This window comes from Pigmentiphaga sp. H8, assembly GCF_003854895.1.
Classification (GTDB): Bacteria; Pseudomonadota; Gammaproteobacteria; order Burkholderiales; family Burkholderiaceae_B; genus Pigmentiphaga.
This window is the reverse complement of record NZ_CP033966.1, coordinates 2,625,679-2,644,068: the sequence shown is the minus strand read 5'-3', so window position 1 is coordinate 2,644,068 and position 18,390 is coordinate 2,625,679. Positions and strand designations below refer to the sequence as shown.

The following is an 18,390-nucleotide window of genomic DNA, read 5'->3' as shown; positions in this document are numbered from 1 at the left end:
AAGCCCTGGGCGAATGTGGGCGCGTCGAGGTTTGCTTGCGACCCGAAACGGTCAGTCGAATAACGCGTCTCGAATGCAAGTTTAGAGGTGCATGGTGAGAAGCTTTACTACTCCTCTCCTGAATTATTAAAGTAAAGCTGTGTCGTCACGTTGACCAACTCTTCGGGCGACCCTCCGTAGCTTTCGATACCATGTGTTTCCTTAAGCCGCTCAAAAATATGGTACGGCTCAAGTTCTCGCGCTGTCAGCAGGATGACGCGGTGCTCGTACGGGCCGTTCAAGGTGCGGGCCAAGGCGATCTCATCGGCGGTGAAAGGTGCCAATTTAACGAACAGTACATACGCTTTGAAGCGATGCCTGGGCAATGCGTCCGCGACGCGGCGCATGTTGTCCATATCGCGTTGAAATTCCTCCAGATTGATGGGGCCTTGATCTTTGCACTCAGCGAGGATTACCGCCGAGGGATCCGGATACTGCCCTTTCATCAGCCAAACAAAATCGACTTCGCATTTCGGCAAAACCTGGTCCACAGTGGGTACCAAATCAAGAGAGGCGGAATACACACTGTGCCTTGATACATGATCGAGATTTGTACCTAGTTGCTGCAAGGTTAACGCGACCGGTATTGCTCCCTGGGCGTTCCGCTCTACGCCCAGCAGTCCTGATCGCCGGAAACGCCATTTACTGTCAAGTAGTTGCCGCGCGGCATCGTAGCTGTGCCCACAAAGTTCGCACATGGCTTGCTGCCTAAGCGCATCGAGCGCTACCCAGCTCGACATTCCACATTTCACACAATCCAGATTGACACCCATACGAAACAGGCCTTTGTCCACCATGTAGCTGAAGACATCTGGCGGGGATAGTTTCGTGTTCATCGGGCGTGGACCTAGAAACAAGTCCACATGTGGAGAAAACGAGCCGCTACGATGCTCAGGCGTTTTATCTACGATTGTGTCGCGTGCCGCCTCACGCGTGAACGTATCATGTAGTCCGAACTTCTTAAGTAACTTCCGAGCACCTGGTATTTTGAATACGCGTGCCCCTTGCAGACCACCTAGTTGAGCTAGTAACTGGCGCACAATGCGCCCACCGTTGCTCAGCTTTGCATCAAATCCAGCCATCGAGAAAATGCGCTGCACCAGATCGGCGACAGGCATCGCGGCGAGGAAACTGTCATGATCAGATGCCCCGATTACTAACCCCATCCTTTGCGGCTCTATGCGAAAGCTGGAATAGTCAAAGTGTAAGGTGCGAGCATAGAATTCGTTGAGTTCCGGCACGTAGGGCACGTCGAACGTGTTCAGCTCATCACCATAGAGACCACCAAAGAAAGAGATGGAAGCCACCAGACGTTGATTATAAAAATGCACATCGCTATCAAAGGGCTTGTTGGCGAATGCGAAGTTCACACGTGGAACAGCATTGGACTCCCCCATAACGCCCAGTGTTGATGCCTCGCCGAGTGACATCATCGGCGGGGAAACAGAACTGCCGGACCAAAAGTGATCTTGGACGCGGTAGCGGATCGTTTGCATATTTCCGAAGAGCTCATCCGCATTGTAAATGTCGCGTCTAGACCAAACGCCAAGTCGACGATCCGATTCATGCCGACGATGCTCCACACTGTTTTGCAAAGCCTTGCGCAATTCTGGAATCAGATCGGCATAGCGATCCATATGATCGGGATCAACGAACCAAAGTGTGATGTCACACGCACGCAGATTCCAGTAGCAGACAATATCATCTGGCTCTGCTGCGTTACCCACAAAGAATCCGGGGGTATCCCAGCCTGGCCTGACTGCGTAATGACGCTGTATGCCCAATCGGCCAATAGCAGCGATATGAGGGTGTTCTAAGATGTCTGCGGGGATTCGAGCTCGCGGTTCCAGCTCGTAAACTTTCGGTTCTGCAACCTGAGCGATCATTTCGGCATAGTCCACGCCGATTTCATCTGCGCTCGGGTAGGCACCGAACTGCATGAGAAATACATCCGCGAGAGCATCATCCTGTTGCCATTGGTAAGTTCGGAAGCCTTCATCCTTTATGAGTTTCCACTCAGGCCTATTGTGCCAATGTGAGACGGCATTGGATATATCGAGAACGCGTGAATAGCTACCCCAACGCTCATCTTTGACGAAAATGGCGTCACCGCAAAGCGGGGGAATCAAGTGCGGGAATTTCTTCGGAAAGTCTTTTACTTCCACGCTGTCGCCCAGCGGATAGATGAGATCGACACGGAACCGTTCGATCAACTGGCGTGCTTCTTCCTCCCGATCAATCACTAAGATGGGGTTGAATCGGCCTCCCCAAAGCGCGTAGGAATACCTTATTGCCTGCCGTATTGCGTTGACGTCGCCTTCGCGCACTGCCCAGCCGATGCGCAACGGGCGATAGCACACATCCACCCTTAGAGTATCTACCATCCGAACTCCCTCCACTTTGTAATTTCCAGCAGCACCCAAAGCCTACCGACCTTAACAATGCCTGCTTCTAACCGGTAGCAGCCCCCCAGGACAGCACCGATCGCGTTCGAGAAATTGAACGCCCTATGGTTAACGCTGCGGCCAATGTCCGAACCTCACCGGCGATGTTCATCAAACCTGTTTGCAATGCTAGAACCAGAGCGAAACCCGTCCCGACGAGAAACAACACGACGACGGTAGCAGCTTTGGAGCTGGCGAAAACAGAAAACACGCCGAAGACCTGACGCCCCTACTGTGAAGCCTGATCGTCCCGAGCCGGAATTTCCATTGACAACCGGACCGGATGGAATTGCTCCCGCAACCCCTGGGCGAATTTCAGGGCCAACCGTGAACGCGGACGATCCTTCGGAAAAATCAGGCACAGGCTCAATTCGATGTGCGGGCGGAAAGGACGAAACTCGACGTCGGGCAACGGGTACTGATGCACCGTCGCCAGATCGACCAGCCCGATGCCCACGCCCTTTGCCACCATCAGGCACGCGGCCTGCGAGGAGTTGACCTCCACCGCCACATTGGGCATCGACAACCCGTGCGCCCCGTATGCGGCCTGGATCGCTTTGCCGATCCGGGTCGTGGGGCCGGTGGCAACGACGATTCCCTTGGCAAGGTCCTGCGCGGTCACCTCTTTTTGCTTGGCCAGGCGCGACCGCCGCGGCACGGCGCACACCACGCTGGACTTTCCCACCTGCTCGACACCGACGCTGGGGTCCATGACCGGCGTGTAGACCAGGCCGATATCCACCTCGCGCCTTGCCACCCGCTCTTCGATGGCGTTGGCCGTGGCCATGGCATGAATCGTGACGCGCGCTCCGGGGCTGTGCCGGTGCAGCCGGGACACTGCTTCGGGCAGATAGGCATTGACGAAGGTCGGGGACGCGGCAACGGCCAGCCGCCCCGTGCGGCCGCCGCGTATCTCGTCGACCGCGCGGTTCAAGGTATCGATGCGGCCGAAGATCGCCTGGACATCGGGGAAAAGATCGCAGGCTTCGGGCGTCGGTTGCAGGCGTCCGCCCATGCGTTCGAAGAGCTTGAACTTCAGTTGCTGTTCCGCATGGCGCAGCACGTTGCTGATGGCCGGCTGGGTGACGTTGAGCAAATGGGCGGCCCCGGTCACGGACCCGGCCTGCATGATCGCGTGGAAAACCTCGAGATGGCGCAGGTTCATGGGACGGCCTCGCGGCGATGGCATCACTTGGAATGATAGGGTACCAAAGAATAATCATTGGAAAGAAATACCACGGCACTTCAAGATCCCGGCTATCGAAGCATCGATCGCAAGGGAGTTGGGGTGGAGACGACACGACGGGACGGCGCCGGCCTGACGCGGGAACTGGTGCGGCGGGCGCTGGCGGTGCGCCACGAAGACCTGCCCGGCACCGTGCGCCAGGTCGCCCGGGACTGCCTCGTGGATTGGCTGGGTTGCACCCATGCGGGTGAGCAGGAACCGGCCTGCCGCATCGTGCGCGCCTCCGTGCTCGAGGAAGGCGGCGCCGCCCAGGCGACCTTGATCGGCAGCCCGCTCAAGGTCGGCGTCTCGCAGGCGGCCCTGGTGAACGGTACGGCCTCGCACGCCCTGGACTATGACGATGTGAATCTGGTGCTGCCGGGACATGTCAGCGTTGCCGTCATCCCCGCCCTGCTGGCGCTTGCGGAATATCGCCAGGCCTCCTTGTCCGAGTTCGTCGCGGCCTTCGTCGCGGGCTATGAAACCGCCTGCCGCATCGGGGCGCTGGTCGAGCCGGCGCACTATGCGAACGGCTTTCATGCCACGGCCACCCTTGGCAGCCTGGGCGCGGCGGTGGCCTGCGCGCACTTGCTGAAGCTGTCGGAATCGGAGGCCTGCCATGCCGTCGGCGTGGCCGCGACCCAGGCGGCGGGCCTGAAGGCGATGTTCGGCAGCATGGCCAAGCCGCTGCATGCCGGCATGGCCGCCCAGACCGGCGTACGGTCCGCCCTCTGGGCGCAGAAAGGCTTCACCAGCCGCCCGGACGCGCTGGAATGCGCGCAGGGCTTCGTGCTGGCGCACGGCCAGGACATGCATGCGCACCACGCTCTGGCGGAGCCGGCCGGCGGTCATCACCTCCTGAACAACATTTTCAAGTTCCATGCGGCCTGCTTCAGCACCCATGCGACCATCGAAGCGCTGCGGGAACTCCGGCGCGAACATGCGCCTTCCCCAGACCAGGTCCAGCGCATCCAGGTGACGGCGGGCACCCCCTGCGCCATCTGCAACATCCCATCGCCCACCACCGGCCTGGAGGCCAAGTTCAGCCTGCGCGCCGCTTCGGCGTTCGCCCTGCTGGACATGGACACCAGCCGATTGGACACCTGGGACCGGGTGACCGAGGACGCCGTGCAGGCCACCCTCGAACGGGTCCGTGTGGAACTGGTGCCCGGCATGGGGTTGAGCGAATCGGTCGTGGCCCTGCACCTGGCCGACGGGCGCTCGTTCGAACGCGCGGCAAGCGTGGGATCACCCATGGCGGACAAGGCGGAACAGTCGCGGCGGGTGGACCGGAAGTTTCTAGCCCTCGTCTCGCCCCGGATCGGATACGACCGCAGCCTCCGCATTCTCGATCGGCTGACCGCGATGGTCGACGACGCCTCTTCGTCCGCATCCCTGACCGATTTGTTTCTCGATTGCCGCGCCTGACGGCACCCTGGATTTCCTTCCCCCCCGACATCGATCAAGGAGACCGATAGCAATGAACAAGGACAGCATCTATGGCAAGGTTGCCAAAGGCGAACCGTACCGCAAGGCCGGCGCCCGCCTGACGGAGGATGCCGAGGACGTCCAGAAACGCACGAAGCTGGGCGATCCCGAACAGCAGATGCGCGAATACAAGTTCTATCACCGCTTCGACAAGGCGCATCTGGTGATGCTGGCCGAACAAGGCTTTCACACGCGCGAAGATGCCGCCAGGATGTTGCAGGCGCTGCGCAGGATGGAGCAAGCCGGCATCGAGAAAACGCGCGCGGAAACCGAAGCCGGCGAACATTCCGGTGAAGCCTGGCTGATCACCGAACTGGGCGAAGACGTGGGCGGCCGCATCCATGCCGGCCGCAGCTCGGGCGACTTCATGGCGGTCACCAGCCGCATCTTCATCCGCGAATTCATCCTGAAGCTGATGGACGCATCGATCGCCCTGCGCAAGCAACTGGTGCAGCTTGCCAGCGAAAACGTCGATACCGTGATGCCGGCCTCGACCTGGTCGCAGCATGCGCAGCCCACGACCTTCGCGCACTATGCGATGTCCTGGGAGCTGTCTCTGGAAAACGATTTCTCGCGCCTGAAGCAGCTTTACGAGCGCGTCAACATGAGCCCGGCGGGCGCCGCCATCATGACCGGATCGCGCTACCCCATCAAGCGCGAACGGACCGCCGAACTGCTGGGCTTCGACGGCGTCATCACCAACACGCGCTATGCCGTGCTGGGCTTCGACGGCTGGCTGGGCGTGCCCGCCGAGGCCTATACCGTCCCGGCCCTGCTGATGATGAACGTATCGGGCATCGCCTCCGAACTCTACCTGTGGTCCAACACCGAGTTCTCGTACGTGGAACTGGCCGACCGGTATTGCGGCACCAGCAGCATCATGCCGCAGAAGAAGAACCCCTACACCCTGATGTGGATACGCGGCGCCGCGGCGCGCACCTATGGGCACCTGGCCTCGTACCTGTACGAAATGCACGATGCCTGCATGGGCTACACGCGGCAGCTCGCGCCGACCCTGGACGACGTGCTGGAGGCCACCCAGATCATGACCGGCGTGCTCGCGACGCTGTCGCTGAAGAAAGACCGGATGCTGGCCAACGCCACCGGCCTGAACTGGATCTGCGCCACCGACATCGCCGACGCGATCGTCCTCGACAAGGGCCTGCCCTTCCGCACCGCGCACCAGATCGTCGCCATCCTGGTACGGCTGGGTATTTCCCGCGGCCTGACCCAGGCCGACGTGACGAGCGCGCTGGTCGATGAAGCGGCCATCGAATACATGGGCAAGCCGCTCGGCTTGAGCGAAGCATCGCTCCGCCAGGCTCTGACACCGATCGAATGCATCAAGGCCCGCACGTTGACCGGCGGCCCGGCTCCCGAACGGGTCGAGGAGGACATCGCCCGGGCCAGGAAACAATACGCCACAGACGAAAATATCCTCGCCGAAATCAGCCAACGCCTGGCCGCCTCGGAAAGCCGGCTCGAACAGGCCATCGACCAGATCATCGGATAACGGGCGGCACGGGGGACTCCCCCGTGCCTGCCCTGCCCGATGACTTAGGAGAACAAGGAAATGAAATCCATACGGATGGAGACAGGACACTCGGCGCTGCGCCGGACACTCATGGGCCTGTGCCTGGCGGCCGCGGCCGCGGCCGCCGCCTCGCCCGCGCAGGCCGAACGCGTGATCAGGCTCATCGTGCCCTACGGGCCGGGGGCGACGCTGGACACCGTGGCGCGCAACTTCAACGCCGATCTCGGCAAGGCCCTAGGCGCCACGGTGATCGTGGAAAACCGCGCCGGCGCCGGCGGCACCATGGGCACGACCTTCGTGGCCCGCTCGACCGACCACAACACCCTGCTGTTCACCGCGGCCAGCCACAACCTCGCGCCGTCCCTGTATCGCAGCCCCGGCTACGATCCGATCAAGGATTTCTCCGGCGTGGCCTACGTCGGCAACGCGGGATTCGTGATCGCGGTTCCCGGAACCCTGGGCGTCGATTCGCTGCAGGACTACATCAAGGCCATCAAGGCCAAGCCGGGCGAACTGAACTACTCCTCCGCCGGCAACGGCGGCGCCACCCACCTGGCGATGGCATCGTTCCTGGCCAACGTCGGCGGAAAGATGCAGCACATTCCCATGAAGGCGACCGGCGACGCGATCAACGAAGTGCTGGCGGGCCGCACCCAGGGCACCGCCGCGGCCGTGCCGGCCATCATAGGTTTCAAGAACGACGCGCGCGTCAAGATGCTCGCCTACACCGGCGCCAAGCGCTCTCCTCTGTTGCCCGACCTGCCCACCGCGGCCGAGGCCGGCGCCCCGGGCTACAAGTACGACACCTGGTTCGGCATCCTCGCTCCCAGGAACATGCCGCAGGACGAGATCGACAAGATCCACGCCGCGATGGACAAAGTGCTGGCCGATACGACGGTACAGGCGCGCCTGACCCGGCTGGGCATCGATTCCGAGCAGATGTCGGCCGAGGCGTTCAACACGCTGCTGCGGAAGGACTTCGAAGCCGCGGGTCCGCTGGTCAAGGCTTCCGGGGCCAATATCGAATGATGGATGCGCCTGCCTTCTCGTCGAAGCCATTTTTTTTCGATTTTTTAGAAGCACTACCCACAAATAATTTCACTTTTTTCAAAAGGAGGGGGTGTGTAGTCTTGCCGCATGACAACGACGCACCACCCCGCCACCCCGGCCAGGCACGCCGCCTATGAAGCGCGCACGACGGGGCTCCCTGCCCGCATCCGTCACGTCCTGAACCTGGACGATTTCGAACGCGCGGCGGCCCGGTACCTGCCCCGCCCGCTGCGCGAATACGTACTGGGCGCGGCCGAGGACAACCGGTCGCTGGCCGCCAATCGCGCGGCGTTCCGGCGCCATGAGTTCGTCACGCGCGTGCTGGCGGACGTTTCCCGCCGCTCGACTCAGACCACGCTGCTGGGCCAGGCCTACCGCGTGCCTTTCGGCATCGCGCCGGTCGGCATCAGCGCGCTGCTGGCCTACCAGGGCGATCTCGCCATGGCCCTGGCCGCTCGGCAGGAAGGCGCGTGCATGATCATGAGCGGCTCGTCGCTGATGCGGCTGGAAGAGATCCACGAACAGGCCCCCGGCACGTGGTTCCAGGCCTACCTGCCGGGCGATCCGGTCCGCCGCGCCGCCCTGGTCGAACGGGTGGGCCGCGCCGGCTACGAGACGCTGGTGGTCACGGTGGACATCCCCGTGTGGGCCAATCGCGAGAACAACATACGCGCGGGCTTTTCGCTGCCCCTGCGCCCCACCCCCAGGCTGGCCTGGGAAGGCGTCACGCATCCCGGCTGGCTGGTCCGCACCCTGCTCCGGACGCTGGCCACGCGCGGCATGCCGCATTTCGAAAATTCCTTCGCCGAACGCGGCGCGCCGGCGTTTTCCGCCAAGGCGGTGCGCGACACGACCGGCCGCGACCATCTGACCTGGGACGACATCGCCGCGATACGCCGGCAGTGGCGCGGCAACCTGGTCGTCAAGGGCATCCTGTCGGTGGAGGATGCGCGCCGCGCGCTGGCGATCGGCGCCGAGGGCATCATCGTGTCCAATCACGGCGGGCGCCAGCTCGACGGCGCCGCCGCCCCCCTGCGCGTGCTGCCGGCCATCGCGGACGCGGTCGGGCAGCGCCTGGCGGTGATGATGGACGGCGGCATCCGGCGCGGCGGCGACGTCCTGATCGCGTTGTCCCTGGGCGCCCGCTACGTTTTCGCCGGCCGCCCTTTCATTTGCGCCGCCGCCGTGGGCGGTCAGGCCGGCGTGGCCCACGCCATCCAGCTTCTGCAAGCCGAGGTCGATCGCAACATGGCGATGCTGGGAGCCAGCCGCCTGGACGAACTCGGCCCGCACTGCCTGTTGCAGGCACAACAAGAATCCTGAAGAGGATCCGACATGACGAGGAGAAAACCATGAACAAGACCCTGTTGACCACTTTGTTTGCCGCCCTGGGCGCCGGCCTGGCCGCCCCCGCGCTGGCCGACTCGTTTCCGGCCGCGCCCATCACCATCGTCGTTCCGATGGCGGCAGGCGGCCCGACGGACACCGCCGCCCGCGCCATCCAGCAGGCCATGGGCACGGCGCTGGGACAGTCGGTGGTCATCGAGAACAAGGCCGGCGCGGCCGGGCTGATCGCCATGAATTTCGTGCGCCGCGCCAAGCCCGACGGCTACACGCTGGGGGTCGCCTCGGCCACCACGCATGCCATCGCGCCCAACATCTATACCGAAGCGCCCTACGACTCGGTCAAGGACTTCAGCTTCGTCGGCGCGCTGATCACCGCCCCCGGCGTGCTGGTGGTGGCGCCGTCGGTCGCGCCCAAGTGCGACATGCAGGCCTTTCTGAAGAACCTGAAGGCCAACCCCGACAAGTACTCGTACGGCTCGGCCGGCGCGGGCTCGCTGTCGCATCTGAACGGCGCGCGCTTCCTGCAGGCCACGGGCACCAACATGCTCCACGTGCCGTACCGCGGCCTGTCCAACGCGATGAACGATCTGTACGCGGGCCAGGTGCACGCCGTGTTCGACAACGTCAGCTCGGCCATGACGCACATCAAGAGCGGCAAGGTCTGCGCCATGGCCGTCCAGGCCCCGTCGCGCCTGGACAGCCTGCCCGACGTGCCGACCTATGCCGAACTGGGCCTGCCCGAACTGAACAAACCCACCTGGTACGGCATCGTCGGCCCCGCCGGCATGCCCAAGGAACGCGTGCAGGCGCTGAACCAGGCCCTGAACAAGGCCCTGGCCTCGCCCGAGGTGGCCACCCTGTACCAACGCCAGGGCGTCGCGGCGGCGGCCGGCTCGGCCGACGACTTCGCCGGCAAGGTCGCCAGCGAGCGCCAGATGTGGGCGGACACCACCGCCCGGATGAAATTCGAGAAATTCTCGGTGAAGTAAGCAAAGGAGAATCAGGATGTCTGAACAGCAGGCCCGCTTGCCCTTGTCCGGCCTACGCGTGCTCGACCTGACGCGCGTGCGCGCCGGCCCGACCGCCGTGCGCGTCCTGGCAGACTGGGGCGCCGACGTGGTCAAGATCGAAGAACCCGTCGATCCCGAACACGAGAACGAAATGGGCGGCATGCGCCTGGGACCGGACTACCAGAACCTGCACCGCAACAAGCGCAGCATCACGCTCAACCTGAAATCGGACCCGGGGCGCGCGCTGTTCCTGGACCTGGCCGCGCAGGCCGACGTCGTCGTCGAGAACTACCGCCCCGACGTCAAGGACCGCCTGGGCATCGACTACGACACGCTCCGCGCCCGCAACCCGCGCCTGATCTACGCCAGCATCTCCGGCTTCGGCCAGGACGGCCCCTATGCGCGGCGCCCGGGCTACGACCAGATCATCCAGGGCATGACCGGCATGATGTCGATCACCGGCCTGCCCGGCCACGGTCCGGTGCGCGCCGGCATCGCCATCGCCGACACGACGGCGGGCGTTTTCGGCGCGGTGGGCATCCTGACCGCGCTGTACGAACGCGAGAAGACGGGACAGGGGCAATGGGTCCGGACCTCGCTGCTGGAATCGCTGCTGGCGACCATGGACTTCCAGTGCGCCCGCTATCTGGTGGCTGGCGAGATTCCGGTGCAGGCCGGCAACGACCATCCCACCATCATTCCCACCGGCGTGTTCGACACGCAGGACGGACAGGTCAACATCTGCGTGTCGGGCACCGTGATGTGGAAACGCTTCTGCCACGCGATGGGCCGGGAACGCTGGCTGGACGATCCGCGCTTCGCCACCAACAAGAACCGCTCGGCCAACCGCCTCGAACTGAACGACGAGATCGCCGCCGTGTTCGCCACGCAGACCAACGAACACTGGATCGAGCACCTGAACGCCAGCGGCCTGGCCTGCGGCGCCGTCAACAACGTCAAGCAGGCCTTCGACGACGCGCAGGTGCGGCACCTGGGCATCGCCTGGCCCGTCGCGCACGAGAAGCTGGGCGACATCCACCTGGTCGGGCAGCCCTTCAGCCTGGGCAACCATCAGGCCGGCGTACGGCGCGTCGCCCCCATGCCCGGCCAGGACAACGAAGCCATTCTTGCCGAGATCGGCATCCAGGGCGACACCCTGCAGCAACTCAGGAGCGAACATGTCATCTGAAGCCCGGCCCGGCCGCATCCACGTCGCCGTCGAGCAGCACCTGGGCCGCGTCGTGATCGACCACCCGGCCAAGCACAACGCGCTGACCTTCGACATGTGGCAGTCCCTGCCCGGACTGCTGGACGAACTGGAAAGCCGCGACGACGTGCGCGCCATCGTGTTCGAGGGCGCGGGCGACCGCGCCTTCGCCTCGGGTTCGGACATCTCGCAGTTCGGCGAACAGCGCGACACCGAGGAAAACGTGCGCCGCTACAACGCCACCGTCGAACGCGCCATCGGCCGCATCGGCGCCGTGCGCAAGCCCACCCTGGCCTTCATCAACGGCTATTGCTTCGGCGGCGGCGTCGCCATCGCCCTGCATTGCGACATGCGCTATGGCAACGAACAGGCGCAGTTCTGCATCCCCGCCGGCAAAGTGGGCGTGGGCTACCACGAGCTCTGGCTGCACCGGCTGGCGCAACTGGTGGGGCCGGCCCACGCCAAGGAAATCATGTTCACCGCCCGCCGCTACACGGCCGAGGAAGCCCGGCAGATGGGCCTCGTCAACCGTATCCAAACGCGCGAGGAAACGCTGGACCTCGCGCGCACCATCGCCGGCCTGGCGCCGCTGACGCACCGCGCATCCAAGCTCGCCATCGAAACCTCCATCGCCCCGGAGGGACGGGACTGGCAGGCCTGCAAGGACGCGATCCTGGACTGCTTCCGCAGCGCCGACTACGTCGAGGGACGCGAGGCCTTCACCGGCAAGCGGACACCGGTGTTCCGTGGCAAGTGAGCACACCGGCGCGCCGGAGCAGCGCGTCCGCGCCATTGCCGACGACCTGCTTGCCGGCGCGGGCCTGCCCGGCCTGACGGCGTTCACGCTGGCCGGGCCGCGCCCGGCGCTGGACTCGCCGCTGCCATTGGCGGACATCGCCGTGGCCTTCCAGTTGGCGGTGGCCCATGGCACCGCGCTGGTCGCCACAGGCGAACCCCGCGCGCACTACGAAGTGTCGCCCGCGCAGGCGCTGGCCGGGCTGGAACCCACGCACTTCCAGCGCATCCATGACCACCGCTTTCCCCAGTCGTCGCACGGCAAGGAACTGAAGTCCGACTTCTATCCCACCGCCGACGGCCGGTGGTTCCTGCCTTCCGGCTCCTATCCCCATCTGCGTGACGGCACCCTGGCCTTGCTGGATTGCGCCAATACGGCGCCCGCCTTGGCCGCGGCCATACGGCGCTGGCCGGCGCAAGAACTGGAGGACGCGGGAGCCGGACAAGGCCTGCCCGGCGCCTGGGCGCGAACGCCCGAAGCCTGGCTGGCCAGCGACGCGGGCGCCGCTATCGCCTTGGAACCGCTGCTGACGGTGCGGCCGCTGCGCGCCGGCGCGCCGGTTGTGGGCGGCTTGGCCGGATTACGGGTCCTGGATCTGTCCCACGTCATCGCCGGGCCGGTGGTCGCCCGCCACTTCGCCTTCCACGGCGGCGACGTCCTGCGGATCTCGTCGCCCGCCCAACCCGACCCGCTGCCGCAGATCCTGGACACCGGCATCGGCAAGCGCAACGCCTTCGCCAGCTTCCACGACCCCGACGACCTGGCCCGTGTGCGGACGCTGGCCACGGACGCGGACATCGTCGTCGATTCGTGGCGGCCCGGCGCGCTGGCCCAATTCGGCCTGGACGCCGCCGGCCTGCTGCCGCGCGCCAGCCGCGACTTCATCCACGTCGGCGTGAGCGCCTTCGGCCATCACGGCCCCTGGGGCGCGCGCAAGGCCTTCGACCAGGTGGTGCAGGCCGCCACCGGCATCGCCGCGCTGCACGCGCGGGACGGCAAGCCCCGGCTGTCGCCCACCCGCCTCCTGACCGACTACCTGACCGGCCAACTGGGCATACTCGGCACGCTGGCCGCGCTGCGCCAGCGGCAGCAGTCCGGCGGCAGTTGGGAGGTGCGGGTATCATTGGCGCGAGTGGCGACGTACCTGCTGGCCTGGGCCGCCCCATCGCACCGGGGCGGCGACGCCTTCGACGCCCTGGCGCCCCAACTGGTCACGCGCCACGGCCCGTTCGGCACCACCCATCACGTAGCGCCCGCCGTCGCCGGCCTGGACGACGGGACAACCCCCGGTCCCCATCCGCTGGGCAGCTCGCCCGCGGCCTGGGCGCCTTCCCCCCTTCGGCCATGACACTGAAACAGCTCGAAGCGTTCTACCTGGCGGCCACCAGCCCCAACTTCATGATCGCCGCCGAACGCCTGCACATTTCCGTCTCCACCCTGTCCAAGCGCATCACCGACCTCGAACACAGCCTGCGCAGCATCCTGTTCGACCGCAGCTCCTTGCGGGCCCGCCTGACCAGCGAAGGCGAACAACTGCTGCCGCACGTCGAACAACTGCTCAAACAGGCCAACGTCGTCGCCGGCATGGGCCGACAAGCCGAAATCCTGCGCGGCCGCTGCCACTTCGGCGTGGGCGAACTCAGCGCCCTGACCTGGCTGCCCACCTTCATCGCCCGCCTGCAAGCCGCCCACCCCGACCTGCAACTCGACCCCGTGGTCGAAGCCGGCAGCTCGCTCGGCAACCTCGCCCGGCGCGTGGCCGAAGGCGACCTCGACTTCGCCGTCATCGCCAACCGCCCCGCCGACAACCGCATCAAGGCCGAATACCTCGGCAGCGCAGGCTTCGCCTGGGTCTGCTCCCCCGCCCTGCACCGCCAGGGCGAAGGCCGGCTGCCGGCCCTGCTGCCCGATTGCGCGCTGATCTCGCTACCGCCCTCCAGCGGCACTGCCCTCATCATCGAACAATCGCTCCAGTCCATCGACGCCACCGTCGCCCGACGCCTGCACTGCAACAGCTGGGCCGTCATCGCCCAACTGCTGATACAGGGACTGGGCCTGGGCGTGCTGCCCGAATCCTGGGCCGACCAACTCGTCCAGGCCGGCCTGCTCGTGCGGCTACGCGGCACCCCGCCCCTGGCGGCGCTGGACTACTTCCTGATCTCACGCGAACGCGACCTGCGGCCTCTGGTCGGCACCTGCCTGGACATTGCCTGCGAAGTCGTCAACTTCAAGCCCACCGACATCGGCTTTTTGCACACCGGCACGCGGGCCTGAACCCTATTGATGGTCCTCGTGCTTCGGCTGGCCTCGGTCATGCGTCAGCTTGCGCAGCAGCGCCAGGATGAACAGCGCGAACAGCGTGCTGACGATGGCCGTCATCTCCCGCCCCATGCCAGCCGCGATGCCGATGGCGGCTGTCAGCCAGATGCTGGCTGCCGTGGTCAGGCCGTGGATCTCGCGGCCGTTTGATTTGAGGATGGCGCCGGCGCCGAGGAAGCCTATGCCGGCGATCACGCCTTGCAGGACTCGGCTCATGTCGGCTACCTCCATGCCGCCTTGTAGGGGGACGAGAACGAATAGTGCGGCGCCCAGGGCGACGAGCATGTGGGTGCGTAGGCCGGCTGAGGTGCCGCGTAGTTCACGTTCCAGGCCTAGGAGGCCGCCCAGGGTCATCGCGACCAGGAGGCGGACGAATACTCGGGTTAGTTCGGCTACGTCGGGGATGTCGGAGAATTCGCTGGAGGCGGTGGTCCAGATTTGGGTCCATAGGGGGGCGTCCATGGGTGGCCTTTTTTTATTCGGATAATCGTCAGACTACGGGCAAGCTGGTGAGATGCGCAGTCACAGAGCACTCACGCTCGTAACAAGGTGTAGACTCAGCAAGTCGAATAGGCCCAACGCTAAGCTTGTTCTCAGATGCCTAGGCTCACAGTTATAGGCATTTCCTCTTCCAGGTCAGGTGCTTTAGTCAACGTCAGCTTTCGGCCACCTGCGTACGTTGACCAGCGCTGCTGGATAGACATTACAGCGGCGGCTACGCCCAGATAACGGTTGTTGAATGCTATGAGCGTGACTCGACGCTTACCGTGTACTGCCGCGCGATCCACTGTCACAGTGCCCGTTACTTTCCCGGCTGGAAATGCGCCCACGCCACCCCCTATTGAGCGCATGCGGGTCTGAGGTTGTTATGGCCTTCGTGCAATTTCGATGGGTTCAAGGTAGGCTATGCGAATGCCACGCTCACACCGCACCCGTGTTTCTGCGGTAACCGCACCCGACGTCCAGGCCACTAGACATTGTCGGCTTCAATTTTGGCTCTCACTTTGACCCCATTCTGCTCACGACGCAACGGAATTAATGTATGACCGATCCGATCAATACACTAGAAATTAACTCGCACGGGCTCGGTGCATGTCTCGCTTCGAACTTCCTGACGGTACCACGGTATCAACGGGCTTACTCGTGGGAAGATGACAATGTAGGCGATTTTCTGACGGATGTGAACACGTCGTTTAATAACGGAGCCGCAGAATACTTCATGGGCTCGGTGGTTATCCAAGGTGCGGATCAAAAATACGAAGTCGTTGATGGGCAGCAGCGTCTAACAACGGCAACCATTCTCGTGGCGGCTGTTCGGGACTACCTCGGCGAGAAAGGGCAAGCAGCCATAGCCGAAGACTTGGAGCGCCAGTTCCTTCTCACGAAAGACACTTGGCAGCAGCAAATCAAACCGCGTATGGTCTTGAGTGACTATGACAACGCCTTTTTCGTTTCCAATATTCTAAAAACGGAAGAGATGAGCGTCGCCAAACCGACACGTGAATCGCATGAGCGGATTCTGAGGGCGAAGGCGGCGGCCCGCGCGTTCATTAGCGGATTCGTGGCCCAAACGGCGAATTGGCTTGAGCGTTTGCAAAGACTCATCGAATTTCTGGAGCACAAAGTTCGCGTCATTATGGTGATGGTCCCAAGCCAAGCAAACGCGTATGTGATTTTCGAAACCCTGAATGATCGCGGGCGCGATCTGTCCGCCTCCGACCTCCTGAAGAACTATCTCTTCGGCAAGGCCGGAAATCAGTTGAACGAAGTACAGACGAAATGGAACCTGATGCTGGGCGCACTGGAAATGCACGGTGGCGATGCTGTCGTTATCACATACATTCGTCAACTTTGGTCAGCTACGAGGGAGGTTGCCCGGGAGAAGGAGCTTTTTTCCAAGATCAAAGATAAGATCATCAATGTACAAACTGCCGTCGATTTCGCGAGCGAGCTTCACGAGCGTGCGAGAAACTATGCAGCTATCATCAACGAGAACGATGGGTCTTGGGATGAACTGGGCGTAGAAGCAAAATCTATCATCCGTTCTCTGAACCTTCTTAAGCTGGAGCGGCATCGCCCAGCACTCCTTGCATTGATCTGCTGTTTTGAAAAGAGCGAGTGCATTAAGGCGATGAGATTGTTGTTGAACGGTGCTGTGCGGTATCTAATCGTGACGGGCGCTGGTGGTGGCACTTTGGAATCTGCGTATTCAGATGCTGCGCGCAAGATCTTCACAGGAGAGATAAAGACGGCGACTGCCTTTGGCAAAGAACTTCAAAAGATTATTCCTAACGACGAGGCATTCAAAGCCAGTTTTAAAACCGCACGTAGTTCGAAGGCTTTCCTTGCCCGCTACTACATGACGACGCTTGAGCGTGCGGCCAACGGAGAGGAGAACTGCGAACTAGTACCAAACGAAAATGTCACTGCTGTGAATCTGGAGCACGTCCTGCCGGACAATCCTGAGGAAAATTGGCCTCACGTCGAACCCGACGTCGCCGCGGCTTATTCGAAACGACTCGGAAATCTAGCTATTCTCAGCGCCGCGCTGAATACGGAGATTGGTAACAGAGGTTTTGAAGAGAAGCGAAAAATTCTAGCTGCGTCGCAATTCAAACTTACGAGTGGCATCTCGAGTTATGCGTCTTGGGGGCCAGTAGAGATCGATGCTCGTCAAGCGATGTTGGCAGACTTGGCCGTGAAGGCATGGGGCTATGCGCCATAAAAAAATGGCGTTGCGGCCAGTCGTGCGTGTTGACAGGTACTTCGATGGGAAGCATGCAATCTCGTTTCCGCAGTTTATGCCCAAGATAACAGTCGCCGTCTCGGAGATTAAGGGCGAGTTGGCAACCTTAACCGCGGCCGTTGAGCGCACAGATGCGCTCAAGAGCGGAGAACCTCTTAAGTCGACAATCGTCGGCGCTGTTCGTGCTTTGGCCGAGTCCATCAGCGGAGATTGGACAGCGCAGGAGGCTCAGGTCGCTCACAGTAAGCTGAGACTCGAATGCCTGCGACACCTCCGATGACGCGTTGACCAAAATGACTGCCAGAATGGCCGTCATGGCTTAAAAGCACCCTTTGGGTGAACACGGGCTCGACGTTCGCTTCGAGTCGAAAGCTGTCATTCGTGAATAGCTGCTTTCGACCCAAAGCGGAAGTTCAAGGGACCAAAGACCATGACTGCTTCGCAGCGGGTGCTGGCCTTGGTCGCAGGAACAATTCCCGAGTTACTGATGGTCGGAAATTCCGGGGATATCGAGTGTCGCGGCGGTGAGCGAGCTTATTGATGGTCCAGCGCACCAGCAACCCAAGGGTAGATCGTTCCGCCCGGTATTGACCACGTAGCTCAGGCGCAGGAGAATGCAACAAAATGTTCTGGCAGGGGCATTAAGGCATTAATGAAGAACAGCGCAACGGCCGTTGAATTGAAGGCGTTGCCCTGAAAGGGCCTACAACCGCATGTCACAGCCTCAACGCACATCTTCATCAACTTCCTTGTTGGCGCGCGTCAACTGGCAGGCGGTAGGCGCTCGTGTGGCGAGAGAGGTGAGCAACCGAGAAGTCCACGCTCCGGTCGTGTCGACCTACCGTTGGTGGGCTCGCCGCCCGCACAGCGTAATGGGGGCGTTGCTCGACGCTGCCGTGAAACATTACGGAGCTGACCTAATTGTGTCGGACCCCTTCAGCGGCGGAGGAACCGTGACGTTCGAAGCTGCTAAGCGAGGGATCAAGACATACGCCCAAGATCTCTATCCCTGGCCTGCCCGCGGACTCGCCGCTGCTCTGGGTCGTTGCGAAACCACAGACCTTCGGGCGGCTGCCGACCGCGTACTAACCGCCCTTGCGCCACAGCGTACCGCTTATCTCACCCCTACAGGCGCCGAACTCTCGCATGTTCTCCGCGTTCGCGTGTCAACGTGCTCGCACTGCA

General features: G+C 62.9%; 13 protein-coding genes. 10 read left to right on the top strand and 3 right to left on the bottom strand.

The genetic code is table 11. The annotated features are described in order from the left end of the window. Window positions 1-107 precede the first annotated feature (107 nt). The gene (locus EGT29_RS12575) at window positions 108-2,423 is read right to left on the bottom strand and encodes a hypothetical protein (RefSeq protein WP_124689321.1); all 2,316 of its coding nucleotides are present in this window, start codon (window positions 2,421-2,423) and stop codon (window positions 108-110) included. 289 nt (window positions 2,424-2,712) lie between these two features. Then, a complete protein-coding gene (locus EGT29_RS12565) occupies window positions 2,713-3,648 on the bottom strand; it encodes a LysR family transcriptional regulator (RefSeq protein WP_124689320.1) in 936 nt (311 codons plus the stop codon). A gap of 123 nt (window positions 3,649-3,771) precedes the next feature. On the opposite strand from EGT29_RS12565, the gene EGT29_RS12560 reads away from it, so the two are divergent. The 9 genes from EGT29_RS12560 to EGT29_RS12520 all read left to right on the top strand — a co-directional run bounded on the left by EGT29_RS12560 (window position 3,772) and on the right by EGT29_RS12520 (window position 14,414). Then, window positions 3,772-5,136, top strand: coding sequence for an MmgE/PrpD family protein (locus EGT29_RS12560; RefSeq protein ID WP_161567808.1), 1,365 nt, complete (start codon window positions 3,772-3,774; stop codon window positions 5,134-5,136). Between the two features lie 52 nt (window positions 5,137-5,188). Further along, window positions 5,189-6,709: an argininosuccinate lyase gene (gene argH, locus EGT29_RS12555; protein WP_124689318.1), complete on the top strand. Its 1,521-nt coding sequence runs from the start codon at window positions 5,189-5,191 to the stop codon at window positions 6,707-6,709. 60 nt (window positions 6,710-6,769) lie between these two features. Continuing rightward, window positions 6,770-7,759 carry a tripartite tricarboxylate transporter substrate-binding protein gene (locus EGT29_RS12550; protein ID WP_238160385.1) on the top strand — a complete coding sequence of 330 codons (990 nt, stop codon included), beginning with the start codon at window positions 6,770-6,772 and terminating at the stop codon, window positions 7,757-7,759. Window positions 7,760-7,867: 108 nt separating this feature from the next. Further along, window positions 7,868-9,103, top strand: coding sequence for an alpha-hydroxy acid oxidase (locus EGT29_RS12545; RefSeq protein WP_124689317.1), 1,236 nt, complete (start codon window positions 7,868-7,870; stop codon window positions 9,101-9,103). Window positions 9,104-9,132: 29 nt separating this feature from the next. Further along, complete coding sequence (locus EGT29_RS12540; protein ID WP_124689316.1) at window positions 9,133-10,116, top strand: tripartite tricarboxylate transporter substrate binding protein; 984 nt, start codon at window positions 9,133-9,135, stop codon at window positions 10,114-10,116. 16 nt (window positions 10,117-10,132) lie between these two features. Continuing rightward, complete coding sequence (locus EGT29_RS12535; RefSeq protein ID WP_124689315.1) at window positions 10,133-11,326, top strand: CaiB/BaiF CoA-transferase family protein; 1,194 nt, start codon at window positions 10,133-10,135, stop codon at window positions 11,324-11,326. Next, a complete protein-coding gene (locus EGT29_RS12530; protein WP_124689314.1) occupies window positions 11,316-12,101 on the top strand; it encodes an enoyl-CoA hydratase in 786 nt (261 codons plus the stop codon). Before EGT29_RS12535 ends, EGT29_RS12530 begins: the two co-directional genes overlap by 11 nt. After that, window positions 12,091-13,488: a CoA transferase gene (locus EGT29_RS12525; protein ID WP_124689313.1), complete on the top strand. Its 1,398-nt coding sequence runs from the start codon at window positions 12,091-12,093 to the stop codon at window positions 13,486-13,488. The genes EGT29_RS12530 and EGT29_RS12525 overlap by 11 nt, the downstream gene beginning before the upstream one ends. Continuing rightward, window positions 13,485-14,414, top strand: a complete 930-nt coding sequence (locus EGT29_RS12520; protein ID WP_124689312.1) for a LysR family transcriptional regulator — start codon at window positions 13,485-13,487, stop codon at window positions 14,412-14,414. The genes EGT29_RS12525 and EGT29_RS12520 overlap by 4 nt, the downstream gene beginning before the upstream one ends. Before the next feature lie 3 nt (window positions 14,415-14,417). Here EGT29_RS12520 and EGT29_RS12515 read toward each other — a convergent pair whose 3' ends face one another. Next, the gene (locus tag EGT29_RS12515; protein WP_124689311.1) at window positions 14,418-14,921 is read right to left on the bottom strand and encodes an MgtC/SapB family protein; all 504 of its coding nucleotides are present in this window, start codon (window positions 14,919-14,921) and stop codon (window positions 14,418-14,420) included. 580 nt (window positions 14,922-15,501) lie between these two features. On the opposite strand from EGT29_RS12515, the gene EGT29_RS12510 reads away from it, so the two are divergent. Next, window positions 15,502-17,184, top strand: coding sequence for a DUF262 domain-containing protein (locus EGT29_RS12510; RefSeq protein WP_124689310.1), 1,683 nt, complete (start codon window positions 15,502-15,504; stop codon window positions 17,182-17,184). Window positions 17,185-18,390: the final 1,206 nt, after the last annotated feature.

Coding starts and splice junctions, on each gene's coding strand:
- EGT29_RS12575 (WP_124689321.1), bottom strand. CDS start 2,423: ATGGTAGATACTCTAAGGGTGGATGTGTGCTATCGCCCGTTGCGCATC.
- EGT29_RS12565 (WP_124689320.1), bottom strand. CDS start 3,648: ATGAACCTGCGCCATCTCGAGGTTTTCCACGCGATCATGCAGGCCGGG.
- EGT29_RS12530 (WP_124689314.1), top strand. CDS start 11,316: ATGTCATCTGAAGCCCGGCCCGGCCGCATCCACGTCGCCGTCGAGCAG.
- EGT29_RS12510 (WP_124689310.1), top strand. CDS start 15,502: ATGACCGATCCGATCAATACACTAGAAATTAACTCGCACGGGCTCGGT.
- EGT29_RS12550 (WP_238160385.1), top strand. CDS start 6,770: ATGAAATCCATACGGATGGAGACAGGACACTCGGCGCTGCGCCGGACA.
- EGT29_RS12515 (WP_124689311.1), bottom strand. CDS start 14,921: ATGGACGCCCCCCTATGGACCCAAATCTGGACCACCGCCTCCAGCGAA.
- EGT29_RS12520 (WP_124689312.1), top strand. CDS start 13,485: ATGACACTGAAACAGCTCGAAGCGTTCTACCTGGCGGCCACCAGCCCC.
- EGT29_RS12545 (WP_124689317.1), top strand. CDS start 7,868: ATGACAACGACGCACCACCCCGCCACCCCGGCCAGGCACGCCGCCTAT.
- EGT29_RS12540 (WP_124689316.1), top strand. CDS start 9,133: ATGAACAAGACCCTGTTGACCACTTTGTTTGCCGCCCTGGGCGCCGGC.
- EGT29_RS12535 (WP_124689315.1), top strand. CDS start 10,133: ATGTCTGAACAGCAGGCCCGCTTGCCCTTGTCCGGCCTACGCGTGCTC.
- argH (WP_124689318.1), top strand. CDS start 5,189: ATGAACAAGGACAGCATCTATGGCAAGGTTGCCAAAGGCGAACCGTAC.